This is a genomic window from Hoyosella sp. YIM 151337 (assembly GCF_026041215.1).
Classification (GTDB): domain Bacteria; phylum Actinomycetota; class Actinomycetes; order Mycobacteriales; family Mycobacteriaceae; genus Hoyosella.
Window position 1 is genome coordinate 223,624 of record NZ_JAPEIQ010000013.1, and the last position, 16,072, is coordinate 239,695.

Genomic DNA, 16,072 nt, shown 5'->3' on the forward strand with positions numbered 1-16,072 from the left:
CGGTGTCACGACTTCGTCAGCTGGTCAACGAGTTCCCGGGCCGAGTGCACCGAGTCCAGCAACTCCTCGACGTGGGCACGGGTACCTCGCAACGGCTCCAGCGTCGGTATACGGACAAGGGAATCACCGCCAAGATCAAAGATCACCGAGTCCCAGGAAGCGGCAGCGATCTCACCGCCGAAGCGGCGCAGACACTCCCCGCGGAAGTACGCGCGGGTGCCGTCCGGCGGTGTCTCCATGGCGTTTATTACCTGTTCCTCACTAACAAGCCGTTTCATCGAGCCGCGGGAAACGAGGCGGTTGTATAGGCCCTTGTCGAGGCGGACATCGGAGTACTGGAGGTCAACCAGATGGAGTCTCGGAGCTGACCAGCTCAGTCCTTCACGCTTCCGGAAACCCTCGAGCAGACGCAGTTTCGCGGGCCAGTCCAGAACATTCGCGCACTCCATCGGATCCCGGCCCAGCGCGTCGAGGACATCGACCCATGTTTGCAGAACATGGCGCGCGCGTTCGTCGGTGCTGCCCTGGCGATCGAGGAAGTCACCTACCCGTTCGGCGTATTCACGCTGCAGGTCGAGTCCACGGAACTCGCGCCCATCCGCCAGTGTCACTTTGACCTGCAGGCTCGGGTCGTGGCTGATTGTGTGCACCGCCTCAACTGCACTCGCAAGCTCGAGGTCGGAGAAGTCGATTCCCGCCTCGATCAGATCGAGAACCAGCGCGGTCGTGCCCAGCTTCAGGTACGTGGCGGTCTCGGAGAGGTTCGCATCCCCGATGATGACGTGCAGCCGCCGGTACTTTTCGGCGTCCGCGTGCGGTTCGTCGCGCGTGTTGATAATTCCGCGCTTCAGCGTGGTCTCGAGGCCGACCTCGACCTCGATGTAGTCGGCACGCTGCGACAGCTGAAAGCCTTCCTTGTCCCCCTGCTGACCAAGACCCACCCGGCCCTGTCCCGTAATCACCTGCCGGGAGACAAAAAAGGGCGTCAGTCCGGCGATCACGGCGGAAAATGGCGTGTCGCGGCGCATGAGGTAATTCTCGTGGCTGCCGTAGGAAGCGCCCTTGCCGTCGACATTATTCTTGTACAGCTGCAACCGCGGATTCCCAGGGACTGACGCCGTAAACCGGGCGGCAGCTTCCATAACCCGCTCGCCAGCCTTGTCCCAGATGACTGCGTCCATCGGATCCGTGACTTCTGGACACGAGTACTCGGGATGTGCATGGTCGACGTAGAGCCGAGCACCGTTGGTCAGAATCATGTTCGCGGCACCGACCTCGTCGGCGTCGATTACCGGGGCCGGCCCTCCATAGCGGCCGAGGTCGAAGCCACGCGCGTCACGCAGTGGCGATTCGACCTCGTAGTCCCATCGTGTCCGCCGCGCCCGGGGCAATCCCGCCGCTGCGGCGTACGCAAGAACTGCTTGGGTGGATGTAAGGATCGGGTTCGCCGTCCGATCGTCCGGTGAACTAATCCCGTACTCGACCTCGGTGCCCATGATGCGCTGCATGAGTCACCAGCCTATCCGTGATGGTCGAAGGTGTGCAGGTCAGGGTCAGCCGCAAGCCGGTAGCACCCAGCGTAGATGCGGCCTTTCCGGCTACAGGTACTGCCCAGTGTTCGACTCGGTGTCGATGGCCCGGCTCGCACTGGCATTCTTGCCCGTGACGAGTGTCCGGATGTACACGATGCGCTCGCCCTTCTTGCCAGAGATTCGCGCCCAGTCGTCCGGGTTCGTTGTATTCGGCAGATCCTCGTTTTCGGAGAACTCATCGACGATCGAGTCATACAGGTGCTGTATGCGCAAACCCGCTTTACCCGTCTCGAGGTATTCCTTGATCGCAAACTTCTTCGCCCGGTCCACGATGTTCTGGATCATCGCGCCTGAGTTGAAATCCTTGAAGTACAGGATCTCTTTGTCGCCATTCGCGTACGTCACTTCAAGGAAGCGGTTGTCCTCACTTTCGGTGTACATTCGCTCGACCACGCGTTCGATGATGGCCTGGACACACGCGTCACGGTCGCCGCCGAATTCCCCGATATCCTCAGCGTTGATCGGCAGCGATGGAACAAGATACTTCGAGAAGATATCCATCGCGGCTTCGGCGTCTGGTCGCTCGATCTTGATTTTCACATCGAGCCGACCGGGACGCAGGATCGCCGGGTCGATCATGTCTTCGCGGTTGGATGCACCGATCACGATGACATTCTCCAGCCCTTCGACACCGTCGATTTCGCTCAGGAGCTGCGGCACCACTGTCGTCTCCACGTCAGAGGAAACTCCAGAGCCGCGTGTGCGGAAGATGGAATCCATCTCATCGAAGAAGACGATCACGGGTGTGCCCTCGGATGCCTTCTCCCGGGCGCGCTGGAAAATCAGCCGTATATGACGTTCCGTCTCGCCGACAAACTTGTTGAGCAGTTCCGGGCCCTTGATGTTGAGGAAGAACGATTTTGCTTCACGACTGTCCTCGCCGCGCGCCTCCGCAATCTTCTTCGCCAGCGAGTTAGCGACAGCCTTGGCGATCAGCGTCTTGCCACAACCGGGAGGCCCGTACAGCAGGACACCTTTCGGTGGCCGCAGCGAATACTCGCGGAACAGGTCGCGGTGCAAAAAAGGCAGCTCCACCGCGTCGCGAATCTGTTCGATCTGCCGTGCAAGACCACCGATGTCGTGGTACCCGACGTCCGGCACTTCCTCAAGCACCAGGTCTTCAACCTCAGCCTTCGGGATACGCTCGAACGCGTAAGCTGCTTTCGTATCGATCAGCAGTGAATCCCCAGGGCGCAGCAACCGGGGCGGCGCGAGCGGATCATCGGAGACCTCGGGATTGACGAGCGGATCCGCGAGCCAGACGACCCGTTCCTCGTCGGCGTGGCCGACCACGAGGGCCCGGTGGCCATCATCGAGCACTTCACGCAACGTGCAGATTTCACCGGTCTGCTCGAACTTGCCCGCCTCGATGATGGTGAGGGCCTCGTTGAGCCGGACGGTCTGCCCCTTACGGAGCGACTGCGAATCAACGTTCGGTGAGCACAGCAATCGCATCTTGCGGCCAGAGGTGAATACGTCCGCCGAGTCGTCCTCATGAACACCGACCACCACACCGTAGCCGCTCGGCGGCTGACCGAGGCGGTCCACTTCTTCACGGAGATTGAGCAGCTGCTGCCGGGCTTCTTTGAGCGTGTCCAGAAGCTTAGCGTTGCGCGCTGTCAGAGACTCGATCCGGACTTCAAGTTCACGGACCTTCTGGGGGTGCTGTGCGAGCTGACGCCGCAGGGCGCCCACTTCTGACTGCAAGGACGTTATCTCGCGATTCAGCTCATCCTTGTCGCGAGGACGTTCTGAAGTGCTCATGGGCGTCTCCTCCCGATCTGATCTATCAACGCTACCGGCGAACCGCCGAATGTGGGATGTGACGCACGTCTACTTGAGATAACGTCACCAGATTGTCATGGATCCTTTGATGGGTACGTCTGATTTCCAGCCAGAGCTGGGGAGGATCAGCGGCCTTCTGAGGTGCCGGGAGCGACAACGACATTCACCGATTGCGACGACAATGACCATGCTGGGGCCCGCTGCCGGATCCCAGGCCGAGGACTACTGCAGCTATACCTTTTAGCCGGAGTGTCCATTCTGTTGTGTGGGTTAAGTGGATTTACCCATTGTGCGTCAATGTAACCCTCTGCGCCCGCGGAATATTCCCGCCCGGTTCAGCTAGGGTGCGACATTGTGACGCATCCAGACGACCACGCTGACGATGGGCCGCCGCGATTCGAACGCTCCGGCGACAGCGCCGGCGGCACGCGCCCGTACGACTGGCGGCGTGACGAACCACTCCGGAAAGATACTCCTGCCTCGGCAAACCCCGCAAGGCCTGAAAAGACCCCACACCACGACGAGCGCAAGCCGCCGTACGTCGGCGGCAAGCCCTGGCGCGGTGTGGCGTTTCTCGCGATCTTCTTTATCGCCGCGGCGATTCTTGTCGCTTGGCTTTACACAGGTTTTACGCCCTGAACCTGGCGGTTACCGTTCGGCTTCGGCCTTGATGCGTTCCAGGGTGGCCCGCATGCCCGCGACGAGGTCCGCCTCGAAATCCTCGTTCCCTCCAAGAAAGAGTTTCACCAGGGTGCGGGAGACCGCACTCGTGCCGTTGGGGGCCTCGCGGCGCTGAATGATCCGGGTGCCGCTATCCGTCGGCTCAAGAGTGAACGACCAGACACTGTTGTTATCGAGAACCTTGAAGGCGATCTGCTCGTTCGGCTCGACGGTGACGATCCGCGTGCGCGTGGGCCAGTACAGCTTGCCCTTCTTATTGATATTGAAAGCCAGTGCCCCCTCGCGCACCTGACCGCCAAGGATCACCGTTTTGCGGGTGCGCGGGCTCCACTCGCTCATGCGCGGCAAGTCAGAAACGATCGACCACACCTTGTCCGCTGCTGCGCTGGTCTCGATCTCGGCCTCGAGTAGTGGGCTTGGCATACTCTGTCTCCCCCTGGATCACACGGTTAACTTAACAATGGCAGCCCTAGCTAGAGCCCCTGAAGGGGCACTCTACTCCGGTACTGCGACATTCTTGCCACGGGTAACGTTCTCGTCAGAGGTGATGGCGTCGCGGGCGAGTACCGCAAGAACGCGTCGCCGAAAGGCGTCCTCGCGCACCGCACGCAGCACAAGGTCCTCGGCGGTGAGGCCGAATTTCTCTCCGACCGCGGTGAGGACCGCCTCCTCCCCCAGCGCGCGCCTCGTCCGCCCGGTCGCTGGTACCTCCGCCAGCGCCACGGTATCGCCGCCAAGATTAAGGAGACCGCGGGTCGCCTGGTAGGCGGTGAGTTCGCCTTCGAACTCCACTTCACAGCTGACACTCTCCGGTGCGACCACCGTCGGTGTGTACCCCGGCGGACTGTCATAGCCGCCCTCACTGCGGTCCAGGATCTCCCGCTGCTCTGAGGTGAGGAACATGACATGCACCGCCAACCGCGTCCCGGCGGATTCCGAAAGGGACGCCGGGATCGCCCCGTACCGCGAGATACGAGCCGCATAGACCACGTCGTATCCGCGCAAGACGGCGGCGAGCACCGGAATTCGCTGCGCAGGCTTCCGTCCGAACTTACGGTTCAATTGCACGAGGGACGCGTTCGATCCGACAGCGAGAACCGGACTACGCCCCGCCAGGCCGCTGCGCTCCATTGTGAGCGGGCGAACCGACGCGGGGCTCTCGAAGAGGAACGACGCCGCGGGGCGGTAGTAGGGGTAGCCGAATGCCCTGGCCACTACCGCACTGTCACCAAGCATCACTCTTCCATCGTGTCATCACGGGAGGCCACCGTCATGCGTGTCAATTGACCTCCGGAATCCGGAGGTCAATTGACACGCATCCGCTGCCGCACGCGGTAGATCGCAGCTCCAAGCAATAGGACAGTGCAACCGGCCGCAACTGAGGCCGTCGGCAGCGTGAACGCCAGAACCACACATCCCCCCGCCCCGAGGGCCGGTATGAGCCGGGTGTGCGGGCGGCTCGACAACGTCCATGCTGATGCGTTTGCGATGAGGTAATACGTCAGCACCGCGAATGATGAGAATCCGATCGCGCCGCGCAAATCAGTCAGAAGAACGAGTGCGATCACCACCGCCCCGATTGCAAGTTCGGCGTGGTGCGGCACGCGAAAACGCGGGTGCACTGTGGCGAGCGTGCCGGGGAGATGTCCGTCCCGGGCCATCGCGAACGTTGTCCGCGAAACACCCAGAATCAGGGAAAGCAGCGCACCTGCCGCAGCGACCACGGCACCCACCCGCACAAGTTGCTCCGCGCCGGGATAGTCCGCCACCGCCCGCGCAAGCGGATCAGGCGCTGCGGCCAACCCCTCCGCGCCGAGGACAGAAAGCACGGCGACGGCGACGAGCGCGTACAGGCACAGCGTGACGCTCAAAGCGATCGCCACCGCACGCGGAATCGTCTTAGCCGGATTTCGGACCTCCTCGCCAAGGGTGGCAATCCGCGCGTAGCCGGCGAACGCGAAGAACAGCAGCCCGGCAGCCTGCAAGACGCCAGCGACACCAACGGTGCCCAGATCCTCAGGCAGCCGCGGCCCGCCCGCCTCAACGAACGAAAGCACCACCACGACGGCGAGTACGGCGATAACGAATCCCACGATCACGCGCGCGACCCGCGCCGACTTGTGGACTCCGGCGTAGTTCACCGCTGTGACGGCAATGACCGTGATCACAGCAACGATCCGCGCATGTTCAGGCCACGCGTAAGCCCCCACAGTGAGCGCCATTGCGGCACATGAGGCTGTCTTGCCGACGACGAAGCCCCAGCCGGCCAGAAAACCCCAGAACTCGCCAAGCCGTTCGCGGCCGAAGACGTAGGCCCCACCCGATGACGGGTAGACGGCGGCGAGGCGCGCCGACGAGTTCGCGTTGCAGTAGGCCACTACACCGGCGATCGCGAGGGCGATGAGGAGGAACTGGCCCGCTGCTGCGGCGGCTGGGGCTAGCGCCGCGAAAATGCCGGCGCCTATCATCGCGGCCAGTCCCACCACAACCGAATCGGTGAGCCGAAGTCTGCGGGCAAGCTGCGGGTCAGACGGTGTCACGGCTGCACAGTAGCGCGCCCTGCGCGCATAAGCATGCCATTCAGATTGCTGTAACGTCGCCGTCGCCGCGACTTCACGTTGCTAGTCGCAGTGCGCGCCGCCGGCCAACGCCAAAGCGCGCCAGGACGGTGCCGAGCGCCACCACCAGCGCGGCCGCGAACGCAGCACCAGCCACAGCTGTCGATTCGGGAGCCGTTTCGAGGCGCGCATAGCCGATCCACGCCAGCCCCCACACGATCGCAAGCGAAACCCCGAGGCGCCCGCCGCTGAATACAGCAAGCGTCACGCCAATCACTGCGGCGGCACTGAGCACGACGATTGCCCAGACTTGAGCACCGAGTACGAGGTCCCCGGCACCGCCCGCAGACGCAGCCGCTGCAGTGTTGGCAATCGTCGCGACGGCTACCCACCCCAGATACAGTCCCATGACCCCGTCCAGCAGTACCGCTTCTGTCGCGCTGCGCGGGCGGGTCTGGACGCACCGGCCGAAGATAACCGCAAGCGTGGCGAGCAATGCGACGATGATGCCCACGCTCGCGGTGAGCCAGCCCAGCTGGATCGCGGCGAGCCATATCGCGTTCAAAAGCAGCGACAGCGCCACCAGCCAGCCGGTTCGCTGCAGGCGGCGGTTCATCCGCTGTGCAGGCAGAAGCTGCCAGACCGCCAGCGCAACGAATCCGGCGTAAAGCACGGACCAGATGACGAAAGCCGGTCCCCCGGGGGCCACAAAGGTCGCATCGGCGGCAAGTGCTCCCCCAGCGGCCTCCGACACCGGGGTGCCGCCCACTTCCCCGGATCCCACGACGGCGCCACCAATGGCGATCAGCGCCGCTGCGGCGACCGTGAGCTGCCTGGCGGAATCCCGCGTGGATGCGGCCATCGTCTTAGCGTCTCCTCACATCATACTGTGGTTGTCACCCTTTGCTCGGGCGACGCTGCGGTTTGGGAGCGACGGCGCCTTCCGCAAGACGGCGCGCGGAGACGAGAAATGCCGTGTGGCCCTGCATGCGGTGTCCAGGCCGCACTGCGAGACCCACGACGTTCCAGTCCCGCACCAGCGATTCCCACGCCCGCGGTTCCGTCCAGCACTGCAGTTCGCGCAGCGTTTCGACTACGCGCGACAGTTGTGTGGTGGTCGCAACGTAGACAATGAGCACACCGCCCGGGATCAATGCCTTTGAAACCGCTGGCAGCACCTCCCAAGGGGAGAGCATGTCCAGGACGACGCGATCCACCTGACCCTCGAAGCTGGCGACATCACCGACGGTCAGATGCCAGTTCGGGGGACGATCGCCATAGAAATTCTCGACGTTGCGCACGGCGTGTTCCGCGTGGTCCTCGCGCACTTCGTACGAAATGACAGTGCCCTCCGGACCGACCGCCCGCAGGAGCGAACAGGTGAGCGCGCCGGAGCCTGCCCCTGCCTCAAGGACTCGCGCGCCCGGGAAAATGTCGCCCTCATGCACGATCTGAGCGGCGTCTTTGGGATAAATGACTTGAGCGCCGCGCGGCATCTTGAGCACGTAATCAGTAAGTAACGGCCGCAGCGCCAAATACGCGGTGCCATTGCCGGATTTGACTACCGAGCCCTCATCGGCACCGATCAAATCGTCGTGCGGAATCGAACCGCGGTGGGTGTGGAACTCCCCGCCCGCAGTAAGGAGAAGGGAGTAGCGGCGGCCCTTCGCATCGGTGAGCTGAACCCGGTCGCCCGCACGAAATGGTCCGCTGTGCACTGTCATGCTTCCTGCAATTCCCTTCAGTCATTCCGGCCCTGGTTACCAGAAGTTGTCAGAGCGGGCGCTTAGGCTGCCGGTGTGAGGCAAAACGTCATGACACCGATCCCCGAAGGCCCCGCTGTACATGCTCCAGCGAGCGGAGGGTCCACAATCGCATCTGCAGCGTGCGCCCTCAACGGTACTGCCTCACGTGCGCCGTTCCCTCAGCAGGATCGCTCACCTGCCGCTGCGCAAGGCGCGTCCCGACGGCCGCTCGCACTGTCGCCGTCGCGCGCGAACGATTTCAGGCAATGTCCGCTGCTCTATCGTTTCCGCGCCATTGATCGGCTGCCTGAAGCCACGAGCCGTGCACAACTGAGGGGCACCGTCGTGCACGCGACCCTCGAAGCACTGTACGAGCTCCCTGCGGGTCATCGAAATCCCGAAGCCGCCGCACAACTCATCGCGCCCGTCTGGGAAAAAGCATGTGCGGACGCGCCTGAAGTTGTCGAACTCGTGGCGGGCACACCCGAGTCCTTCCTCGGCGAGGTCGAGCGTCTCGTCCGGCGATACTTCGACATGGAAGACCCGACTCAGTTCAACCCGGAATCATGTGAACTCCTGGTCGAAGCGCACACAGCGGATGGCGCCCTGCTGCGCGGGTTCGTGGACCGGGTCGATGTGGCGCCGACTGGCGAGGTTCGTGTGGTGGACTATAAGACCGGCCGCAGCCCCTCCCACAATGCTGTGGGCCAGGCGCTTTTTCAGATGAAGTTCTACGCGCTCGTGATTTACCGGATCCGCAAAGTGGTGCCCGCCCAGCTGAAACTCATGTACTTGGGTGACGGCAATTCGCTGACATACACGCCCGAGGCTGCGGAATTGGATCGGTTCGAGCGGACGTTGTCCGCGATCTGGCGCGCAATACGCTCCGCCGGCGATTCCGGTGATTTCCGGCCCAGCCCAGGCCGGCTCTGCAACTGGTGCGACCACAAGGCACATTGCCCTGCGTTTGGCGGGACACCGCCTGTCTACCCTGGGTGGCCAGAGGACTCCGTGCCGTCGGCGCACGCTGAATGGGGCTGATACGCGTGAATGCAGGAGAACCGTTCTACACTCGGGGACCGCGGACAGAGGGGTGGCAAAGCTTCACCGCGACGCCATCGACTGTCGGGGTGTGGTCAGATTCAGCGCAGCATGGGTCGCCGCCAGCGACTTTGCTCGTCAAAGCGCTGGAAGAGCATGATCCGCGCGCGGATGCGCGTATCTCACGAGTCGTGCTGGAGATTCTCGGCCCTATACCGGTGACCGAATGCCGAGTCCGTACGTGGGTTCAGCGGCCTGGCAAGCGGGTGGAACTCCTCGGCGCCGAACTCGCCGCGCCCGACGCACACGGCAACTTCCGCGCGGTCGCGCGAGCACACGCCTGGCGGCTGGAAACACACGACACCGCGGCGGTCGCGGATCCGCCTGGTGCCGTGCACGAGCCACTGGTTCGCCCGGAAGAGGGTGAGCCGTGGGATGCGGCTACCATGCTGAATCCCGGCTACATCACCGCGATCGAGTGGTCATCGGTGCGGCGGCCCAGTCGTTCCGGCGCGCCTGGCCAAACGTGGGGGCGTCCGCTCGTCAAGGTTGTCGACGACGAACCGCTCAGTCCGCTGCAGCGGCTCTTCGCGGTCGTTGATTCCGCGAACGGGATTGGCGCCAAGCTCGATATCCGGAAGTGGACGTATCTCAATACTGACCTGACCGTGCACGTGCACCGTCTCCCCGAAGGTGAGTGGATTGGATTGTCCGCGAAAACAACAACCGGCCCAGATGGGATCGGAATGTGCAGTTGCGTCATCTACGACGAGAAAGGCCCAGTGGGACGGTCTGCGCAGACTCTGCTCGTCCGTCCGCGCTAGCGCAACGGCACACCATTCAGGTTGAGACCACTGTCTCAGCTGGCCGCTCGCCTGCCGCGACTACGGGATCCATCCACATCACTTCCCAGACGTGGTTATCTGGGTCACGGAACGCCCGGCCATACATGAAGCCGTGATCCTGTGGTTGCATCCATGGCCTTCCGCCGTGGGCGAGCGCGGTGTCGACGATCCGGTCGACGTCCGCGCGAGTTTCGGCCGATATGCAGAGCAGTACCTCGCGTTCCTTCTCGGTGTCGCACATATCGTCCGCGATGAAGCCGCGGAAGCGCTCCGCGGTCATCAGCATGACCCAGGTGAGTTCGTTCACGGCCATGCAGAGTGTCGCATCGTCACAGAAGTTCTCGTTAAACGTGAAGCCGAGCGCTCCGAAGAACGTCCGGGCAGATTTAATATCGCTGACGTGGGTGTTCACAAACAACATGCGCGACATGGAACTGCCCTTTCGCTGTGAGGTCCGCACCCGCTGCATCGTGCGGTCATCGATGCAGACTCACCGAGACAGGCAAACTCATCGCGGCTTCTGAAACATCTCCTGACAAGCGGTTTCTAGAGGCAGTGCAATGCGCAGCTTTGGGGCCGCGCGGACAGGGACGTGCGGAAGGACTAGAGTCACAGTCCATGACAGCGACAGCGAGTGGGAAGAAGACCGGTCGCCCACGATCGCTCCATGAGCCCGATATCATCGATGCGGCCCTCGCCGAAGGGCTCGCCACCGTCTCGATGCCAGCTGTTGCGCGGCGCCTCGGAGTGACCCACTCCGCCCTCTACCGATATTTTCCCGACCGGAACGCCCTCCTTGTCGCGTGCGTGGGCGCAGCTGTCGAACGTACACAGTGGCCGATCGGCAGCGAACCGTGGCGAGACTGCCTCACCCAGTTCGCCAATTCGATGTGGGGTATGTACTCGACGTACTGCGGGCTCGCGGAAACCGTCGTCACTATTTCCGGCACTCCGCCCGCGGGCACAAGCCTGGTCGAACGTCTTGTGAGCGGCCTCCATGGTCAGGGCTTCTCCATCAGAAACGCCACTCTCGCAGTCGATTTCGTCGCTGACGTCACGACGTCAACGTTCGCCGCGATGACGCGGCTCGACACTCCATTGGAGACCGGCGGAACGACGCGGGACCGCTTCCGGGAAGACTGGTCCCGGCCGGAAATCCTCAGCGAGATTGTGTCGGATGACTCGGCATGGTTCGGCCGCGGCTGGCTCGACGAGAAGATCGACGTCCTCCTCGACGGCCTCGAACGCCGGATCAGCGCTGCGCAGAAGTAAAGCAGGACCTGGCAGCGCTGCGCCGCTTCACAACCGGCAGGACCGAATGTCAGACGCGAGGATCGCCTTCGCGCCCAGTGCCGCCAAATCGTCCATCACCTGGTTGACGTTGCGCCGCGCCACCATCGCGCGCACGGCGACCCACCCCGGCTCAGCGAGCGGCGCGACCGTCGGAGATTCGATCCCGGGGGTAATCGCGGTTGCAGCCTCGAGCAGGTCCTGCGAGCAGTCATAGTCGAGCATCATGTATTGCTGCGCGAACACCACACCCTGTACCCGCGCGACAAGCTGCTCACGCACCGGTGTGCTCGGGTCATCACCGTCGCGCTCGATCAGAACCGCTTCCGAATCGCACAGCGACTCACCGAAGGCCACCAGATTGTGCTGACGCAGGGTACGTCCCGAGCCGACCACATCGGCGATCGCATCTGCCACGCCGAGCTGGATCGAAATCTCTACCGCCCCATCGAGTCTGATCACGGTGGCATCGATTCCGCGTTTTGACAGGTCGGCCCGAACAAGGTTTGGGTACGAGGTCGCGATGCGAAGATCCTGCAAATCCTCGACCTTCCATTCGCGTCCCTGCGGGGCCGCGTACCGGAAAGTCGACCGCCCGAAGCCCAGCCCGAGGCGTTCGCGGACCGGCGCGCCCGAATCCGACGCAAGGTCGCGCCCCGTTATACCGAGATCAAGTTCGCCGGAACCAACATAGATCGCGATGTCTTTCGGGCGCAGGAAGAAGAACTCCACTTGGTTCACCGGATCGAGCACGGTCAGATCCTTGCCATCTGACCGGCGCCGGTAACCCGCCTCGGAGAGAATTTCGGCGGCCGACTCGGACAGCGCACCCTTATTGGGAACAGCTACACGCAACATTTGACAGTCCTCTTTACGGTCGGAATTGACTTCAGCGAACGGGCGTCGGGATCACAAATGTCGGTACACGTCCTCGAGCGACAGTCCCCGGCCAACCATCAATACCTGCACCCAGTAGAGGAGTTGCGAGATTTCTTCAGCGAGTTCTGTGTCACCCTGGTACTCGGCAGCCAGCCACACTTCGCCGGCCTCCTCCAGGATTTTCTTGCCCTGCGCATGCACGCCCGCGTCAAGCGCTTTCACTGTTCCCGAACCCTCGGGGCGGGTCGCGGCGCGGTCCTGCAGTTCAGCGAACAGGGCTTCGAAAGTCTTCACGGGCGTTCATTCTGTCACGACTAGTGACACGCGAGGAACTTGACGGCTCTACCGCGGACAGGAGCGGGCAGCGGCCGCGGTGCTCAGCGTGCGAGGACACGATTCACGATGCGCAAGGTTTGCTCAGTGCATGCGTGCAGGCTCTCCACTTGAGCAGTGCTGAGTCGTTCGCACATCCAGTCCCAATGGATAGAGAAAACGTCACCGGAGCGAGGCGGAACAGCCAGCTGATGGTGCTCTGTGCGCCACCGCACGCGTTCTTCCGCAGGCGGCCCCAGTGTCAGCACACCGCGGAATTCCAGCGGGCGTGACACCACAGTGGCGCTACTGGAGTCAACCGCGACGACGGTGCCCCAGCGGATCCGGCAATTTTGCAGCACGGACAGCGCGACCGGCCCCTTCTCGAGCAGCCGGGCCCACGGATAGGCCGCACACACATGAAAGCTGTGATGCGCCAATGCCTCATCAACATCACCAAGGAGGGTGCCCGCTTGATGCGCGAATGCGCGGCGCAGCGCCCGAAGCAAACCCTCGCTGTCCACAGCCCGAAGCAGGGAGCCGCCCACCCAATACGCGTCGACAACGTCGGACCGCAGCGGATCAGCGGCGCCGATTGCGCTCGCAATGGCTTCCAGGTACGGCCAGGCACCGTCGAAACCCCTGGCCCAAGCACTGGCCCCGACATCCGGCACGGAAGCCGCATGCGCGGCAGCGGCGGCACCCGCGTCCGGCGGACCGCAGTAACCGAGCTCATTCGGGGGGTACGCGTAGCGCGCGAACAGCGCCGAACCGGCGTTGGCGTCTGTTTGTGTCACGGCGTTCTCAACAGATCCGAGGCAGTTGCTCACCCGCCGGCAGATCAACCACCCGCGTCCCGCCGAGGCCAGTTCTCGCGACGACCATGCCTGGATGATCCGCAACAACCTCACCGATAATGGCCGCGCCACCTGCAAGCGGGTGAGCACGCATCACGGCGAGCACCTGCTCAGCCTCTGCCGGGTCGACGAATGCGAGCAGTTTGCCCTCATTCGCCACGTACAGCGGATCGAGCCCTAAAAGCCCGCACGCATCCCGGACCTCAGGCGGGACCGGCAGTGCCCGTTCCGAAAGGCGCACTCCCACTCCCGCCGACCGGGCGATCTCGTTGAGGGCGGCCGCCACGCCGCCGCGCGTGGGGTCACGCAGAACGTGCAGATCCGCGCCGGTCGCGATCATGGCGGCTACCAGTCCACTGAGCGGTGCGGTGTCGCTCTCTATGGTCGTGCCAAACTCCAGTCCTTCACGGCAGCTGAGAATCGCGACACCATGCACGCCAATGTCGCCGCTCACAATCACCACGTCGCCGGGGCGCGCGCGGTCTGGCCGGATGTCGACTCCGTCGGCGATAACACCAATCCCACTGGTGTTGATGTAGACGCCATCTCCGTGACCCGAGTCAACAACCTTCGTGTCCCCGGTGACGAGTTTGACGTCCGCGGTGCGCGCGGCGGCGCCCAGGTCAGCCGCGAGATGCGCGATCGCCGAAAGCGGGGTGCCTTCCTCAAGAATGAAAGCTGTCGAGAGCACGAGCGGGTGAGCCCCGGACATCGCCACGTCGTTCACGGTGCCGTTGACCGCGAGGTCACCGATACTCCCACCGGGAAACGTCATTGGCTTCACGACGAATGAGTCGGTCGAGAACGCGAGACGCACGCCGCCGACGGTAACAATCGCCGAATCCGTGAGTTCACCGGCTGCTGCCTCCCCGAAGGCAGGCAGGAACAAGTGCTCGATCAGTTCGGCGGACATCGCACCGCCCCCGCCGTGGCCCATCACGATGTTCGGCGCGTCACGCAGCGGCATGGGACACACCCAGTTTGTCATATCGACGCTCGCTGTAGCTTCCGAAACTCGCAGGTCAGACACCGCTGGCCTCCTTCAGTTCCAGCCGCCGGTACAGGTAGTAGGCCGCGCAGGCACCCTCGGAGGACACCATTGTCGCGCCGAGCGGGGTGCGTGGGGTGCACTGCTTTCCGAATGCCGCACATTCGTGCGGTTTGATCAGCCCCTGCAGCACTTCACCGGAGCGGCATACTGGTGATTCGTCCGTGTGCACGTCGGTCACCTCGAAGCGGTACTCCGCATCGTAGGCGCGGTATTTTTCAGACAGTCGCCAGCCGCTCTCCGGGATGATCCCGATCCCGCGCCAGCCGCGATCGGTGCGTTCGAAGACGTCGTCGAGCATTCTCTTCGCTGCGAGATTGCCCTCGGCCTGAACTGCACGCCGGTATGCATTCTCGAGTTCGTGGCGGCCGCTTTCCAACTGGAGGACGGTGCGCCGGATCCCTTCGAGGATGTCGAGCGGCTCGAAGCCGGTTACCACAATCGGCACCCCGTATTTGTCGCACAGCGGCGGATATTCGCCGGTGCCCATCACAGTGCAGACGTGACCAGCCGCTAGGAACGCCTGGACGCGGCACGCGGGTGATTCCATGATCGCCGCAATCGCCGGAGGGACCAATACGTGGGACACCAGCAGTGAGAAGTTGTCGATGCCCAAACGCTGGGCCTGGTAAACGGTCATCGCGTTGGCCGGCGCAGTGGTCTCGAAGCCGATGCCGAAGAAAACAACCTGGCGATCTGGGTTCTGTCGCGCGATATTCAGCGCGTCTAGCGGCGAGTAGACGACTCGGATGTCACCGCCGCTGCTCTTGATGCGGAAGAGGTCCGCATCGCTGCCCGGTACGCGCAGCATGTCACCGAACGAGCAGAAGATGACGTCCGGCCGGGCAGCGATTTTCAGCGCTTTGTCGATGATTTCGAGGGGTGTGACGCACACCGGACACCCAGGTCCGTGGATCATTTCGATATCAGGTGGCAGCAGCTGGTCGATTCCATGCCGGATGATTGAATGTGTCTGGCCGCCGCACACCTCCATGATTGCCCAGTGCTGTGTGGTGGCACTGTGGATCTGTTCGAGCAGCTTTTTCGCCAGCTCCGGATTGCTGAACTCGTCGAGATACTTCATGACGCGTCCTTCCCTGCGTCGTGCCCATTTGTTTCAGCAGTCCCCGCCGCAGCAGCTGGCGGTGCGTGCGAGCTCACTCCGGCCTGCTTAGCGGCCAGTGCGAATTGGTCACCGAATTCTTCTTCAAGAATTCCCAGCTGTTCGAAGTCGGCGAGTGTTTTTTTGGCGGACTCTTCATCGAGCCGCTGGATCGCGAACCCGACATGAACGATGACGTAATCGCCAATCGAGGCGTCGGGTATGTATTGCAGACAGACCTCTTTGTGCACTCCACCGAAGTCGACTTCAGCCATGAGTGTGCCATCGCGCTCTTCCATGCCGAGGATTTTCCCGGGAACTGCCAAGCACATAGTTA

Annotated in this window: 18 protein-coding genes; 4 read left to right on the forward strand and 14 right to left on the reverse strand. The window is 63.0% G+C overall.

Translation table 11 applies throughout. The annotated features are described in order from the left end of the window. Nucleotides 1-5 precede the first annotated feature (5 nt). Together dop and arc are read right to left on the reverse strand one after the other, a co-directional pair. Nucleotides 6-1,508: a depupylase/deamidase Dop gene (gene dop / locus ONR57_RS07180; RefSeq protein ID WP_265122449.1), complete on the reverse strand. Its 1,503-nt coding sequence runs from the start codon at nucleotides 1,506-1,508 to the stop codon at nucleotides 6-8. 90 nt (nucleotides 1,509-1,598) lie between these two features. Then, nucleotides 1,599-3,356 (reverse strand): proteasome ATPase, encoded by a 1,758-nt coding sequence (gene arc, locus ONR57_RS07185; RefSeq protein ID WP_265122450.1) that lies wholly within the window; start codon nucleotides 3,354-3,356, stop codon nucleotides 1,599-1,601. Nucleotides 3,357-3,731: 375 nt separating this feature from the next. Here arc and ONR57_RS07190 point away from each other — a divergent pair, with 375 nt between their 5' ends. Beyond that, complete coding sequence (locus tag ONR57_RS07190; RefSeq protein WP_265122452.1) at nucleotides 3,732-4,016, forward strand: hypothetical protein; 285 nt, start codon at nucleotides 3,732-3,734, stop codon at nucleotides 4,014-4,016. A gap of 9 nt (nucleotides 4,017-4,025) precedes the next feature. Here the strand turns inward: ONR57_RS07190 and ONR57_RS07195 are convergent, their stop codons facing one another. From ONR57_RS07195 to ONR57_RS07215, 5 genes are all read right to left on the reverse strand, one after another. Beyond that, complete coding sequence (locus ONR57_RS07195; RefSeq protein WP_265122454.1) at nucleotides 4,026-4,481, reverse strand: SRPBCC family protein; 456 nt, start codon at nucleotides 4,479-4,481, stop codon at nucleotides 4,026-4,028. Between the two features lie 72 nt (nucleotides 4,482-4,553). Continuing rightward, the gene (locus tag ONR57_RS07200) at nucleotides 4,554-5,297 is read right to left on the reverse strand and encodes a hypothetical protein (RefSeq protein ID WP_265122455.1); all 744 of its coding nucleotides are present in this window, start codon (nucleotides 5,295-5,297) and stop codon (nucleotides 4,554-4,556) included. A 65-nt stretch (nucleotides 5,298-5,362) separates the two neighbouring features. Next, nucleotides 5,363-6,598: an APC family permease gene (locus ONR57_RS07205; protein WP_265122456.1), complete on the reverse strand. Its 1,236-nt coding sequence runs from the start codon at nucleotides 6,596-6,598 to the stop codon at nucleotides 5,363-5,365. A 73-nt stretch (nucleotides 6,599-6,671) separates the two neighbouring features. Then, nucleotides 6,672-7,478, reverse strand: coding sequence for a tryptophan-rich sensory protein (locus ONR57_RS07210; protein WP_265122457.1), 807 nt, complete (start codon nucleotides 7,476-7,478; stop codon nucleotides 6,672-6,674). A gap of 34 nt (nucleotides 7,479-7,512) precedes the next feature. Beyond that, a complete protein-coding gene (locus ONR57_RS07215; protein WP_265122458.1) occupies nucleotides 7,513-8,340 on the reverse strand; it encodes a tRNA (adenine-N1)-methyltransferase in 828 nt (275 codons plus the stop codon). Between the two features lie 75 nt (nucleotides 8,341-8,415). Here ONR57_RS07215 and ONR57_RS07220 point away from each other — a divergent pair, with 75 nt between their 5' ends. Together ONR57_RS07220 and ONR57_RS07225 are read left to right on the forward strand one after the other, a co-directional pair. Further along, on the forward strand, nucleotides 8,416-9,402 hold the full coding sequence (locus ONR57_RS07220; RefSeq protein ID WP_265122459.1) for a RecB family exonuclease: 987 nt from the start codon (nucleotides 8,416-8,418) through the stop codon (nucleotides 9,400-9,402). 5 nt (nucleotides 9,403-9,407) lie between these two features. Next, nucleotides 9,408-10,226: a thioesterase family protein gene (locus tag ONR57_RS07225; RefSeq protein ID WP_265122460.1), complete on the forward strand. Its 819-nt coding sequence runs from the start codon at nucleotides 9,408-9,410 to the stop codon at nucleotides 10,224-10,226. A 16-nt stretch (nucleotides 10,227-10,242) separates the two neighbouring features. Here ONR57_RS07225 and ONR57_RS07230 read toward each other — a convergent pair whose 3' ends face one another. Next, nucleotides 10,243-10,677, reverse strand: coding sequence for a VOC family protein (locus tag ONR57_RS07230; protein WP_265122739.1), 435 nt, complete (start codon nucleotides 10,675-10,677; stop codon nucleotides 10,243-10,245). Between the two features lie 188 nt (nucleotides 10,678-10,865). On the opposite strand from ONR57_RS07230, the gene ONR57_RS07235 reads away from it, so the two are divergent. Next, the gene (locus tag ONR57_RS07235) at nucleotides 10,866-11,519 is read left to right on the forward strand and encodes a TetR/AcrR family transcriptional regulator (protein WP_265122461.1); all 654 of its coding nucleotides are present in this window, start codon (nucleotides 10,866-10,868) and stop codon (nucleotides 11,517-11,519) included. Nucleotides 11,520-11,546: 27 nt separating this feature from the next. Here the strand turns inward: ONR57_RS07235 and hisG are convergent, their stop codons facing one another. From hisG to ONR57_RS07265, 6 genes are all read right to left on the reverse strand, one after another. Next, nucleotides 11,547-12,395: an ATP phosphoribosyltransferase gene (gene hisG / locus ONR57_RS07240; protein ID WP_265122462.1), complete on the reverse strand. Its 849-nt coding sequence runs from the start codon at nucleotides 12,393-12,395 to the stop codon at nucleotides 11,547-11,549. Between the two features lie 51 nt (nucleotides 12,396-12,446). Continuing rightward, the gene (locus ONR57_RS07245) at nucleotides 12,447-12,710 is read right to left on the reverse strand and encodes a phosphoribosyl-ATP diphosphatase (RefSeq protein ID WP_265122463.1); all 264 of its coding nucleotides are present in this window, start codon (nucleotides 12,708-12,710) and stop codon (nucleotides 12,447-12,449) included. 83 nt (nucleotides 12,711-12,793) lie between these two features. Further along, complete coding sequence (locus ONR57_RS07250) at nucleotides 12,794-13,525, reverse strand: DUF6390 family protein (protein WP_265122464.1); 732 nt, start codon at nucleotides 13,523-13,525, stop codon at nucleotides 12,794-12,796. 7 nt (nucleotides 13,526-13,532) lie between these two features. After that, nucleotides 13,533-14,573: a hydrogenase expression/formation protein HypE gene (gene hypE / locus ONR57_RS07255; protein WP_265122740.1), complete on the reverse strand. Its 1,041-nt coding sequence runs from the start codon at nucleotides 14,571-14,573 to the stop codon at nucleotides 13,533-13,535. Nucleotides 14,574-14,607: 34 nt separating this feature from the next. Beyond that, nucleotides 14,608-15,717, reverse strand: a complete 1,110-nt coding sequence (hypD, locus tag ONR57_RS07260; RefSeq protein ID WP_265122465.1) for a hydrogenase formation protein HypD — start codon at nucleotides 15,715-15,717, stop codon at nucleotides 14,608-14,610. Next, complete coding sequence (locus tag ONR57_RS07265) at nucleotides 15,714-16,067, reverse strand: HypC/HybG/HupF family hydrogenase formation chaperone (RefSeq protein ID WP_265122466.1); 354 nt, start codon at nucleotides 16,065-16,067, stop codon at nucleotides 15,714-15,716. Before ONR57_RS07265 ends, hypD begins: the two co-directional genes overlap by 4 nt. Between the last annotated feature and the right edge of the window lie 5 nt (nucleotides 16,068-16,072).

Bases quoted from the DNA above. Each gene is read 5' to 3' on its own strand.
- ONR57_RS07195 (WP_265122454.1), bottom strand. From the start codon at position 4,481: ATGCCAAGCCCACTACTCGAGGCCGAGATCGAGACCAGCGCAGCAGCG.
- hypD (WP_265122465.1), bottom strand. From the start codon at position 15,717: ATGAAGTATCTCGACGAGTTCAGCAATCCGGAGCTGGCGAAAAAGCTG.
- ONR57_RS07215 (WP_265122458.1), bottom strand. From the start codon at position 8,340: ATGACAGTGCACAGCGGACCATTTCGTGCGGGCGACCGGGTTCAGCTC.
- ONR57_RS07230 (WP_265122739.1), bottom strand. From the start codon at position 10,677: ATGTCGCGCATGTTGTTTGTGAACACCCACGTCAGCGATATTAAATCT.
- ONR57_RS07210 (WP_265122457.1), bottom strand. From the start codon at position 7,478: ATGGCCGCATCCACGCGGGATTCCGCCAGGCAGCTCACGGTCGCCGCA.
- arc (WP_265122450.1), bottom strand. From the start codon at position 3,356: ATGAGCACTTCAGAACGTCCTCGCGACAAGGATGAGCTGAATCGCGAG.
- hypE (WP_265122740.1), bottom strand. From the start codon at position 14,573: ATGACAAACTGGGTGTGTCCCATGCCGCTGCGTGACGCGCCGAACATC.
- ONR57_RS07235 (WP_265122461.1), top strand. From the start codon at position 10,866: ATGACAGCGACAGCGAGTGGGAAGAAGACCGGTCGCCCACGATCGCTC.
- hisG (WP_265122462.1), bottom strand. From the start codon at position 12,395: ATGTTGCGTGTAGCTGTTCCCAATAAGGGTGCGCTGTCCGAGTCGGCC.
- dop (WP_265122449.1), bottom strand. From the start codon at position 1,508: ATGCAGCGCATCATGGGCACCGAGGTCGAGTACGGGATTAGTTCACCG.
- ONR57_RS07265 (WP_265122466.1), bottom strand. From the start codon at position 16,067: ATGTGCTTGGCAGTTCCCGGGAAAATCCTCGGCATGGAAGAGCGCGAT.